Raw genomic sequence first — 11,682 nt, 5'->3', positions numbered from 1 at the left:
TCCGAACCCGGAAGCTAAGACCCACAGCGCCGATGGTACTGCACCCGGGAGGGTGTGGGAGAGTAGGACACCGCCGGACAACCATTAACGGTCCAGGCCCCGACACCACATGTCGGGGCCTGACCCATTTAACACCCCAGATGTGAGCGTCCGGCCACCCATGACCCGGAAAACCCCAACGCCGGCTCACCTATCAACCGTTGTGGGCCAACCCCCGCTCACCTATCAACCGTTGCGGGCGGACGCCGGCTCACCTATGAACGGTTGCGGGCCAACGCCGGCTCACCTATGAGCCGGGCCGGCCCCTGCCCCACCCGCCGTCAGCAGAAGTGAGCGGGCGTCCCGCCGGAACACGCCATATGTGAGCGGGCGTCCGGCCCGGACCGGGTATATGTGAGCGGGCGTCCGGCCATGACCCGGTATTTGTGAGCGGGCGTCGGGGGGCGGGGAGTTCGCCCGCGGCGGAATTGACCCCCAAAAGCGCCCGAAATAGGGTGAATTTGGTCAAAAAAGCGCGGAAACACGCGGAATTTGCTGGCCGCGCCCTCCCAAGCTGGTAAGTTTTCGAACAGTGGCTCGCACGCATGCCGTGTGTGAGCTCCAAAATCGTAAAGTCCAGGAGGACACAAATGGCTAAGAACCGTAGCGAACTGGTTTCCGAGGTTGCTGGCAAGGCTGGCACCAGCCAGGCTGCAGTCAACTCCGTGCTCGATGCCCTGTTCGAAGTTTTCGAGACTTCCGTCGCCGCTGGCGAGAAGATCACCATTCCGGGCTGGCTCGCCATCGAGCGCACCGACCGCGCAGCCCGCACGGGCCGCAACCCGCAGACCGGCGAGACCATCCAGATCGCCGCTGGCCACAGCGTCAAGCTGACCGCAGGCTCCAAGCTGAAGGCAGCTGTCGCCAAGAAGTAAGACACTTCGGCGAACGCCTAGGAAAGGCGGCAACCTGCGGGTTGCCGCCTTTCTGCTTTAATCCGCCCGATTCGCCGCGCCGCCGGGGTTAGCAGACAATGGATAGGTGCCATCAGCCAAAACTCCCGCCACTGCCCCCTCGCCCGCTTCCAAGCCGGGAACCAAGGCAGGCGCTGCCGTGGAAGGCATCTCCTTGCCGTGGCAGCTTGCGGGCTTCGCTGCGCTCCTCTTGGCTCTCGCTGGCGCTCTGATCTTCTCCGGCGCCTCGGCCGCGCGCCAAGTCTCTGATCCAGGGGCCTTGGTCCGCTGGGGACTGCCCGTCGCCAAAGCCATTCACAACGTGTCCTTGGCGACTGTGATCGGCGGGCTGATCTTCGCCGTCGTCATCCTTCCCAAGCACACATCCCGATCCAAGGGCGACGACGCCCCGGAACACCCCGCGTTCACCCGTGCTTTGGCCGTAGCGGCAGCAGCAGGCGCCGCTTGGACGCTCTCCGCCGTCGCGGTCCTTGTGCTGACGTACGCGGATGTGGCCGGGCAGAGCCTCTCCGGGGACGCGCAGTTCACTGCGTCCCTCGTCTACTTCATGACGGACATCCAGACGGGCCAGGCGTGGCTCGCGGTGACGATCATCGCCGCGATTGTCACGACGGCGCTGTTCGGCGTCCGCTCGTTGGCGGGGCTCGCGCTGACGCTTGTCTTGGCCGTGGGCGGACTGGTGCCGAGCGCGCTGATCGGCCACTCCGCGAGTTCCAGCGACCATGAGGGCGCCATCAATTCGCTCGGCCTTCACCTGGTGGGCGTGTCCACCTGGGTGGGCGGCATCATCATGCTTGCAGTCCTCTCGAGCCTCCTGCGGGGTTCCAAGGCATCAGGCACCCAGGACATTACAGAGCAGACGCTCCGCCGCTTCTCAGCATTGGCAGGCTTTGCCTTCGTGCTGGTCTTCGCTTCGGGCGTAGTCAATGCGAGCATTCGCGTCACGAGCTTTTCGGCTTTGGTCGGCACCCCCTATGGGCAGATCATCCTGGCGAAGGCGCTAGCCACTGTTGTCCTCGGCGGTATCGGTTTCATGCACCGCCAGTGGGTGATCCCCCAGCTGGGCCGCAAGTCCATGACAACGCGTCGCGTGCTGTGGCAGCTGGTGTTGGTTGAACTTCTGGTGATGGGCGCGACGTCGGGACTCGCCGTCGCGCTGGCCAGTTCGGCACCGCCGCTGCCCACCACCTACGCGCCCGACGCCTCGCCGGCCTTTATCCTGTCCGGTTACGAGCTGCCGCCCGAACTGACGCCCGCGCGCTGGTTGACCGAGTGGCGCTTCGACTGGCTTTGGGTGGCGGTGGCCCTCTTCGGCGCGGCGAGCTACATCCTCGGAGTGGTCAAGGTCCGCCGCCGCGGTGACTCCTGGTCATGGTTCCGTGCCGTGAACTGGATGATCGGCCTGCTGGTCCTGACATACATCACGTCCGGACCACCGTCGGTCTACGGCCGCGTACTGTTCTCCGCGCACATGGTCGATCACATGGCGTTGACGATGGTGGCGCCGCTGTTCCTTGTCCTGGGTTCGCCAGTGACGTTGGCATTGCGTGCCCTGCCGTCGCGCGGCGAGGGATCGCGCGGGGACGGCTCCCGTGGCCTGCGTGAATGGCTCCTGGTGTTTGTGCACTCGAAGTTCTCCCAAGTGGTGACGCACCCGTTGTTTGCCGCCGCAAACTTTGCCGGTTCGATCGTCCTGTTCTACTTCTCGGACGCGTTCGGCTGGGCGATGCGTGAGCACGTGGGCCATGAACTGATGAACCTGCACTTCTTGCTGACCGGCTACATCTTCGTCCTCACCATGATCGGCACCGACCCGTTGCCCCGACGTGCGCCATACCCCATGCGCTTGCTTCTCTTGCTCGCCACGATGGGCTTCCACGCCTTCTTCGGCGTATCCATCATGGGAGGCACCGGGCTGCTCGCTGCCGACTACTTCGGCAACCTCGGCCGGACCTGGGGGCAATCGGCCTTGCTCGACCAGCAGACAGGCGGCGCCGTGGCCTGGGGAATCGGCGAAGTTCCCACCTTGCTGGTGGCGATCGGCGTCGCGGTCATGTGGTCGCGTTCGGATGAGCGCGAGACCAAACGCACCGACCGGGCGGCGGACAGGAATAACGACGCCGACCTTAATGCTTACAACGATATGTTTGCGCGGCTTGCAGACCGCGATGCGAAACTGATCGATCGGGACTCCAAGCAGCCTGAGAGCAAGACCAATCTGGAAGGACGCTGATGAGCGAATCCGTACGCACCCAACTGCGTGTCCGCGCCTCTGAACTGGTGGGCCGTGGCTGGCTCAACACCGGTGGGAAGACCCTGGACCTGGAAGCCCTGCGTGGCAAGATCGTGCTGCTGGACTTCTGGACCTTCTGCTGCATCAACTGCCTGCATGTCCTGGATGAGCTGCGCCCGCTCGAGGAGAAATACTCCGACGTCCTGGTGACGGTCGGCGTGCACTCACCCAAGTTCGAACACGAAGCCGATCCCGTGGCCCTCGCATCCGCCGTGGAGCGTTACGAAATCCACCACCCCGTCCTGGACGACCCCGAGCTCGCCACGTGGAAGGCCTACACGGCCCGCGCCTGGCCGACGCTGGTGGTTGTGGATCCCGAGGGCTACATCGTGGCGCACCTTTCCGGTGAGGGCCACGCAGACGGCCTTGCGGTGCTCCTCGAAGAGCTGGTGGCCGAACACGAGGCCAAGGGGACCCTCCACCGCGGTGACGGCCCCTATGTGGCTCCCGTGCCGACGTCGGGCACCCTTCGTTTCCCCGGCAAGGCGACCCAGCTGGACAACGGCAACTACCTTGTGGTCGATTCGGGCCACCACCGTTTGGTGGAACTGCGACCCGACCTAGAGACCGTGGAGCGCGTCATCGGCTCCGGAACCAAGGGTTACCTCGACGGCGCGGCGGAAATTGCCCAATTCAACGAGCCGCAGGGCGTGGCAGTGCTCCCGGCGGAGCTCGCCTGGAAGCTCGGGTACGAAGCAGTGGTCGCGGACACCGTGAACCACCGCCTCCGCGGCGTCACGCTCAGCTCAGGTTATGTGCAGACCGTTGCCGGCAACGGCGTACAGCGCCTGCTCGACGCCGGCCCTGCCCGGGTGACGGAAAGCGGTGCCGGTGTTTGGGCTGAACACCACGACGCCGGTCCGGCTGACTTCGCGGCCGACGCCCTCGACGTCGGGGTACTGGGTGTTGGGTCCGGGGTCTCCCTGTCTTCGCCGTGGGACGTGGTGTGGAGCGAGAAGCTGCAGCGCGTCGTCATCGCGATGGCCGGCACGCACCAGATCTTCGCCTTCGAGCCTCTCAGCGGCGAGGTATCCATCCTGGCCGGTTCGGGCCTTGAAGGTTTGCTTGACGGAGCCGCCGAGGAAGCCTGGTTCGCCCAGCCCTCCGGCCTGGCCGTGGATGCGGAAGACAACATCTGGGTGGCCGACTCCGAGACCTCGGCATTGCGCCGCCTGGTTCTTGGCGAAACCGGGGTAACCGTTGAGTCGGCCGTGGGTAAGGGCCTGTTTGATTTCGGCTTCCGGGACGGCAAGGCCACCGAAGCCCGACTGCAGCACCCCCTTGGTGTCACAGTGCTCCCTGATGGCTCCGTCGCCATCGCAGACACCTACAACGGTGCCGTGCGGCGCTACGATCCCGCGGCTAAGGCGGTTTCCACTCTGGCACGGGGGCTCGCCGAGCCGAGCGACGTCGTCGTGGTCTACCCGGAAGGCGGCGAACCGCTGCTGGTGGTAGTCGAATCCAACAAGCACCAGCTCGTCCTGGTTCCCATCCCCAAGGAAGCCCAGCAGGTGGACGAGGGAGCATCGCAGACGCAGCGGCCCAAGAGCCCCGTGGCGCCCGGGAACCTGGAGCTCACCGTGCGCTTCACGGCCCCGACCGGCCAGAAGCTCGACGACCGCTGGGGCGACCCGACGCAGCTGAAGATCTCGTCGACCCCGCCCGAGCTGCTGCTTTCCGGCGGAGGCACCTCCGTGGGGCTGCGGCGGACGCTCGAGCTGTCCGCGGACGTTCCTGAGGGGATTCTCCACATTACGGCCCGCGCGGCTGCGTGTGATGGCCCGGAGACCGAGGACGGCGAAATCCCCGATCACGCCGCGTGCCACCTCTACCAGCAAGACTGGGGCATTCCGGTGGTCCTGCAGGCCGACGGGGACTCCGAACTGGTGCTTGACCTGCGCGGGATGGACTAGGCGGGGCTGCGTGACGCTGGGCCGCGTCGGCCCGCGTGACAGCGTCGCCTAGAAGCTCACCAGCGGGGTGACCGTGATGGTATCCGCCCCTGTGTCCAGTCGCGTGGTGAAGCTGAAGTCGTGAACGGCGCTCAGGTCGCCGACGAGCCCGCTGAATAGGTCGATTTCGCGGGCTGTTACCTTGGCCTTGCCGTTGAGGGGCGCCACCACCCACTGTCCGTTAAAGGGGTCGATGCTGACCTTGGGATACTCCGTGATCTGCCATTTGATGGTGCCATCCACCACCCGGCTGTTGGTCACGTGGTAGAACGGGCAGTCGGGCTGGAGCTTTTGCTGCTTGGTGGCGTCAGCGGCGCAGGTGTCCAGGAATTCCTTGACCTTGTCGCTCACCACCTTGATCATGGCGTCGGTGGGCTTGGTCAGAAGGTTGAGGGGTGCCTGAGGCAGGGCGCCCGTGGTCACCGATGTGCTGGTAGTCGGCGCCGAGAAGTATTTGCCGGCGAGGCTGGCTTCGTACTGGCCAGGGTAAAACACGGCAAAGCTGTTTCGGCCATTGGGCATGTTCACCGGGACGCCGTTGAGGGTCGCCTCGGTGGCGTTCACCACGGTGACCTCGATCGTCGGCAAGGATGACGGCACGAAGGACCACTTGCCGAAGAACAGCCACTCGGTGCCCGTCCGTTCAAGCAGGAAGTCCGAGTGCAGCGCCTTGCCGTCGATCTGATAGTCCATGGGAACCGTCACCCGGTTGCCGCCACGGGATTCGGCGTTGCCGAGCTTGATATCGGTGATCTTCGACGCCGCCGTTTGCAGGGCGGTACCGTCCAGCATGGCGGCGTTGGCGTTGGGCACGGACGCGTGCAGGAGCCCGAGAGCTTCCCCGCCGTGCCCCTTCTGGAGGGCCGAGAGGTAATCGCGCACTTGCTGCTGCGGGCTGGCAATGGAGTTGCTGACCAGGTTGATGGAAACGATCGCAGCGGCCACGGCAAGCATCAGACCGAGCAGCCACCCGGCCGCGGTCTTGACCAACGCTTGACTCAACTGCACGCCCTTTACGTTACCCGCCGGTTCAGCAATACCTCCGCATCCTTCCCCTCACGTGACGACTGAACATGCTTTTGGGGAGGGGCCCGACGGCGGGCAGCAGCTCCGCTTTAGCGGCGCCGACGCGATGAGGTTCCGAACACTCCGCGGAGCAATTCCCGGCCGAGTTGCGTGCCGAGTGAGCGTGCCATGCTCTTGATTCCGCCGCCGAGCGCACCGCCCAGGACGCCTGCGAGATCCCCCATCATCCCGTCTTGCTGCGGCGCAGGTGCCGGTGCATTGGCCGGCGGGGCGGGCGGCCACTCTACGGGGGCGGAGCCTGGCAGTGGGCGACTGCTGGGACGGCCAAGGATCTCTTCCTCGATCCTGCGGGCGTCGGCATCCACGGCATGCGGGTCAAGCGAGGCAGGCACCGGAGGCTGACCTGGCGCTGCCTCTCCCGTGGCGGGTGCGGTCGCTTTGCCGCTGAGTTTCTCGTAGGCCGAAATATTGTCCACGGCCGTGCCGCACTTCGGCAGCAGCGGGGAAGCTGCGATGGTCCTGCCGATCAGCTCGTCCGCGCTGGGTCCCATCACGGATTCCGGGGCACGCAGCTTCGTCAGCGCCACGGGAGTGGGCGCGCCTTTTTCGTTCATGACAGTGATGACCGCTTCGCCGATACCCGCGGAGGTGAGGGTTTCCTCGAGGTCGTAGTCGCTTACCGGGAACGTGGACACGGTGGCCTTGAGGGCTTTGGCATCCTCCGGGGTGAACGCGCGCAGCGCGTGCTGGATCCGGTTGGCAAGCTGGCCGAGGACGGCGGCAGGAACATCCTTGGGCGTCTGGGTGACGAAGAATATCCCGACGCCTTTGGACCGGATGAGCCGCACCGTGGTGGTGATGGCTTCGAGGAAGGCCTTGGATGCGCCGGTGAAGAGCAAGTGGGCTTCGTCGAGGAAGAACACCAACTTGGGCTTGTCCAAGTCTCCCGCTTCGGGCAAGTCTTCGAAGAGGTCCGCGAGCAGCCACATAAGGAACGTTGAGAACAGCATGGGTTTGGTCTGGAGCGTCGGAAGTTCGAGGCAACTGATCACACCGCGGCCGTCCGGGGCTGTGCGGAGAAGTTCCGCGGTATCGAATTCCGGCTCGCCAAAGAACTTCTCCATGCCTTGGGCCTCGAGATTCACAAGCTCGCGCAGGATGACTCCGGCTGTGGCCTTGGATAGTCCGCCGAGGTCTTCGAGTTCCGCTTTGCCTTGATCCGAGGTCAGGAACTGGATGACGGCCCGCAGGTCTTTGAGGTCGATCAGTTCCAGCTTTTTCTGGTCGGCGAAGTGGAAGATCAGCTGCAGGCTGGATTCCTGGGTGTCGTTGAGCTCCATGATGCGGGAGAGCAGAATGGGGCCGAACGAGGTGATGGTCGCGCGGACGGGAACGCCGTTGCCATCCCCGCCCAGTGAGAGGAACTCGACCGGAAATGCCTTGCCTGACCAATCTTGGCCGAGGCTCGCGGTGCGGGCCATGAGTTTTTCGCTGGCCGTCGCCGCTGCAGCGAGTCCTGAAAGATCTCCCTTGATGTCCGCCAAGAAAACGGGGACTCCGGCCGTGGACAGCTGTTCTGCCATCATGTGCAGGGTGACGGTTTTACCGGTTCCCGTGGCGCCAGCCACCAAGCCATGCCGGTTCATCATGGACAGCGGCAACCGGACTTGCGCTTCTTTGTGGACTTCGCCGTCGACGATGGCGGCCCCTAGCTCGATCGTGGCGCCATCGAGGGTGTATCCCTGCTGGATCGTGGCGATTTTTTCAGCTGTGGTTTTCTTGGCCATGCGCATAGCCTAGTGGTGCAGGGCCGCAGTTTGGCCGAAAAATTTGCCCGACTGCTTATGCTCGCTTGGCGTACCTGAGGTAGACGACGCCGTTGCCAAAGCGATGTTCGTCCAACAGCTCAAGGGTCAGGCCCACGCCGTCGGGGAGGAATTGTTTGCCGCCTCCGACGACGACCGGCGTGAGGAAGAGACAGAACTCGTCCACCAGTCCGGCCTTGATGGCTTGGGCGGCTAGAACCGTGCCACCAATTGACATGTTCTGCTCTGAGGACTCTTTCAGCGCGCGGATGGCTCCGGCGTCGAACTCCCGCTCAAGGCGTGTCTTTGCGGTGGACGGACTTTCCAAACTTGTGGAATACACGATCTTGTCCGCGGCACGCCAGATCTCCGCGTAGTCCTGCATGACCGGCGGCTCCTCGGAAAGGGACATGTCCTCCCATGCGGACATGACCTCGTACATTCGCCTGCCATAGAGGTACGTGCCGATGGGCCGCTCCAAGTCGTTGACGAAGGCGTGCACTTCTTCGTCCGGCATGCTCCAATCGAATTTCCCATCGGCATCGGCCGTGTAGCCGTCCAGGGACATGATCCCTGCGTAGATCAGTTTCGCCATGCACAGACGGTACACACTCGCGACGGCAACGGTATAGTGCCCGGATGGATGACAAGGGGATTCTGCTCAAATACCTGCGCGCCCGTCGCGGCGAGCTCCTCGCCAAGCTTGACGGACTCGACGAGTACGACATCCGCCGGCCCATGACCCCCACCGGCACCAACCTCCTGGGACTGGTCAAGCATGTGGCCAGCGTGGAGCTGGGGTACTTCGGGGAGGTCTTTGGCCGGCCCAGCGGCCGGTACTCGACGCTCCCGGGGAAGTGCCGTGGTGGCCGGAAGAACGCCGACACGTGACGCTCCATCGAATCCTGGTGCACATGTGCGTCGAGACAGCCCAGCACTTGGGGCATGCCGACATACTTCGTGAGCTTATCGACGGTTCGGCCGGGAAAGGCCCAGGGGACCTGAATTTGTCACAGCGAACCACCGAAGAATGGGCCGATCACCGGGCCCGGATCGAAGCCGCGGCGCGCCAAGCCTTGGGCTAGGCTCACGCCTGAGCGGACACCAGGTCCTTCGTGAACGCCAAGTGCTTGATCTCTTCCGGATCCGCGTCGACGTCGAACAGGGGGGTGTAGCCAGTGGCCAGGTACAGGTTCTTGGCTTCGGGCTGCCGCGGACCGGTGGTGAGGTAGATCCGTCGGTAGCCGCGCCGGGACGCCTCGGCCTCCAGTTCCGCGAGGACCACCCTGGCCAGCCCACGACGGCGGTGGGCCGAATGCGTCCAGATCCGTTTGAGTTCCGCCGTGCGGGAGTCGTAGCGGCGGAATGCCCCGCCTGCCACGGTCTCGCCGTTCTCCTGCAGGATGAGCAGGGCACCGTGCGGTGCGGCAAACTCGCCGGCCGGGTACCTGTTGAGTTCCTCGGCCGCGCCGCCGCTGCCAAAGAGGTCGCCATAGCGCGTGGTGTATTCGACGGCGAGTTCGTCCAGGAGGGGCTTGACGCGCGGATCGCGCATGGGCAGTGTCAGGACGTCAAGGCCCGACGACGGCAGGGTTGGCGTTGTTGTCATGTCATGCCTTTCGTGAATTTGCCCAACTGGGTCGCATTTGTTGTCGTTTTGAGGCGTCAAAACGACAACAACTGCGAGTCAGTTGGGTGGCTGGTGCGTGGGTGAGGGGCGGAGATTTCGGCCAGGAGCCGGCGGGCCAAGGCGTCATTCTCGCGGAACGGTGCAGCGTTGGTTCCCGGCCGCGCGAACGCACCCGCGCCCCAACCTGAGGTCCAGGGTCCGACGGCGAAAAGTCCCGACTGCCGTCCGCCGCCGGGAGCCAGGACTTCGTGCGAACCCGAGACCAACAGCTTACCGGTGGAATGCGGGCCGTCTGAGGTGAGGAGTGACTGTTCGGTGCCCCATCCGGCGTCGTGCAGGTCCGCCAGCGCGGGGTTGGCCGATCGCGCCACCGACGGCGACGGCAACCGGGCCTCGATGTACGCCGCAGCGTCCACCACCACGGGCGATTGGAAGGAACCGGCCACGAACCGGCCGCTGGCTTCGTCCGGACGCACCCACATGCCCGGGCCGAGGAACTGGAGCAACCCGGCCCGGTGTAGAGCGAGGACTTCGCGCAGCCGGTGGGGCGGCGGCCCTGAATCCACGAAGCTGAAGAAGCCGTGCCACCACCCGTGCACCGCGTGTTGGGAGCGCGAATTGAGCCGCTCCTGCGGAACCAGCCGGCCGAGCTCCATGTAGACGCGGAGCAGGGCCGTGAACAAGGCCAAGGCTTCCGAATGGTCCGGGCTCGTGCGGAGCTTGAGGTCGCGTTCGATGTAGCCCACCACGGATCTTTGCACGGCGTCATGGTCTGCGAAGGCGCAGCCGCTGAACGGTTGGTCCAGGGCCTCGAGATCGAGCCGGAGGGTCGGGTCCGGGATGGCCGCGGCCACGAGGTCTTCGCGCTCGCGGCTGTACCAATCCAGGGCATCGAAGCGCGCCGAAAACTCCTCCCAGCCGCCGTGGACCCGTGCCGGATGGCCGGTGAAGAGCTCGCGGTAGTAGGCGTGGCCGGCGTCCTTGGCAATGAGGGGCCAGAGCTGCGTGCGGAAATCCAGCTCCTCGTGGGCGCCGAGCAACGATTCCACGGCGTCCGCGGTGAAGTACCGGGGTGCGCCGACGGCCTCGCCGCGCAGGGTGGACGAGATCTTGGAGTGGTAGGGGACTCCGCGTCGGGAGCCCGCCCAGAGTCGCGGTTCGGAGCCGGACGGCACGTAGTCCAGGCCGCCGTCGGGCCCGTCTTCGAAACGGCCGCCGCGGCCCTCGAACAACAGCACCAGCAGGTCCACGAACGCCAGCCCCATGCCCGAAACCAGTACCTCCTGGCCGGGTGCGATCGCCGAATAGTCGACGTCGGTGGTGTACGACGGCGCCGCGTGGAACCCGCCGTGGCGGGCGGCGAAATCGGCGAGCCTCGCTGATTCCGGATCGGCCCGGGAGTCCGTGTGGCCCAGGGAGTACACCACGAGGTCCGCCTGAAGCACCCCGTCGGAGGCGAGCCGCACGCGGTACTCCGCACCGCCGTCGGGCCCTGGAGCAAGATGTTCGACGGCGGTGGCCGTGTCCCGGTGGACCGTCACCGTGACGTCCGGGCCGAATGCCGCGACAGCCCGGCGGAAGAACCACTCGAGGTATCTGCTCTGGAGTTGGCGGCTTGGAAACGAGGCCGGCGTCAGTGCGTGGAGCTGCTCGAGGAGATGGGGCTCCAACTGCGGAACGTCGCGGATGGAACCGTCCACCACGCCTGCTGCCCATGCGGCGAGGCCCGGACCGTCGACGGAGGGACCATCGCAGGCCACGGAACTGTCGGTGAACATCGTGACGTCCGCTGCCGTGGAGTTGAGCAGGAGTCCCGGGCTCTGGTCATAGCGCCAGATCCTCCCGGAACCGGGTTCGTACGGCTCGACGACGTGGATGGAGAGAGGGCCGTCAAAAAGGCCGGGCTTGTTGGCTGCGAGCCGTTCGAGGATGCCGGCTGAACGCGGACCACCGCCAATGAACACGATGGTGGGGGCGAAGGGCGGCATGTCAACTCCTGTTGGCGGTGGCTGGTGGTACACGA

Annotated in this window: 8 protein-coding genes, 1 rRNA gene and 1 pseudogene; 5 read left to right on the top strand and 5 right to left on the bottom strand. The window is 65.2% G+C overall.

The features are described 5' to 3' along the window. The 4 genes from rrf to AB4Z38_RS13830 all read left to right on the top strand — a co-directional run. A 5S ribosomal RNA gene (rrf, locus tag AB4Z38_RS13845) occupies positions 1–79 on the top strand; the annotation flags it as partial. Positions 80–629: 550 nt separating this feature from the next. Then, complete coding sequence (locus AB4Z38_RS13840) at positions 630–914, top strand: HU family DNA-binding protein (protein WP_184739845.1); 285 nt, start codon at positions 630–632, stop codon at positions 912–914. Between the two features lie 106 nt (positions 915–1,020). Further along, positions 1,021–3,186, top strand: coding sequence for a cytochrome c oxidase assembly protein (locus AB4Z38_RS13835; protein ID WP_441430244.1), 2,166 nt, complete (start codon positions 1,021–1,023; stop codon positions 3,184–3,186). Continuing rightward, positions 3,186–5,159: an NHL domain-containing thioredoxin family protein gene (locus AB4Z38_RS13830; protein WP_441430243.1), complete on the top strand. Its 1,974-nt coding sequence runs from the start codon at positions 3,186–3,188 to the stop codon at positions 5,157–5,159. Before AB4Z38_RS13835 ends, AB4Z38_RS13830 begins: the two co-directional genes overlap by 1 nt. A gap of 48 nt (positions 5,160–5,207) precedes the next feature. Here AB4Z38_RS13830 and AB4Z38_RS13825 read toward each other — a convergent pair whose 3' ends face one another. The 3 genes from AB4Z38_RS13825 to AB4Z38_RS13815 all read right to left on the bottom strand — a co-directional run bounded on the left by AB4Z38_RS13825 (position 5,208) and on the right by AB4Z38_RS13815 (position 8,624). Then, a complete protein-coding gene (locus tag AB4Z38_RS13825) occupies positions 5,208–6,200 on the bottom strand; it encodes a hypothetical protein (RefSeq protein ID WP_441430248.1) in 993 nt (330 codons plus the stop codon). A gap of 113 nt (positions 6,201–6,313) precedes the next feature. Continuing rightward, a complete protein-coding gene (locus AB4Z38_RS13820) occupies positions 6,314–8,011 on the bottom strand; it encodes a helicase HerA-like domain-containing protein (RefSeq protein WP_441430242.1) in 1,698 nt (565 codons plus the stop codon). Between the two features lie 55 nt (positions 8,012–8,066). Beyond that, complete coding sequence (locus tag AB4Z38_RS13815) at positions 8,067–8,624, bottom strand: dihydrofolate reductase family protein (RefSeq protein WP_441430241.1); 558 nt, start codon at positions 8,622–8,624, stop codon at positions 8,067–8,069. Between the two features lie 44 nt (positions 8,625–8,668). On the opposite strand from AB4Z38_RS13815, the pseudogene AB4Z38_RS13810 reads away from it, so the two are divergent. Beyond that, a pseudogene (locus AB4Z38_RS13810) lies at positions 8,669–9,114 on the top strand (DinB family protein). Positions 9,115–9,116: 2 nt separating this feature from the next. On the opposite strand, the gene AB4Z38_RS13805 reads toward AB4Z38_RS13810, so the two are convergent. After that, positions 9,117–9,638, bottom strand: a complete 522-nt coding sequence (locus AB4Z38_RS13805) for a GNAT family N-acetyltransferase (RefSeq protein WP_441430240.1) — start codon at positions 9,636–9,638, stop codon at positions 9,117–9,119. A 56-nt stretch (positions 9,639–9,694) separates the two neighbouring features. Further along, positions 9,695–11,647 carry an FAD/NAD(P)-binding protein gene (locus AB4Z38_RS13800; RefSeq protein ID WP_441430239.1) on the bottom strand — a complete coding sequence of 651 codons (1,953 nt, stop codon included), beginning with the start codon at positions 11,645–11,647 and terminating at the stop codon, positions 9,695–9,697. Positions 11,648–11,682 lie beyond the last annotated feature (35 nt).

This window comes from Arthrobacter sp. 2RAF6 (assembly GCF_052115205.1).
In the GTDB taxonomy this organism is placed as follows: domain Bacteria; phylum Actinomycetota; class Actinomycetes; order Actinomycetales; family Micrococcaceae; genus Arthrobacter.
Note: the sequence above shows the minus strand (reverse complement) of the source record. Positions and strands in the feature narration are given on the sequence as shown.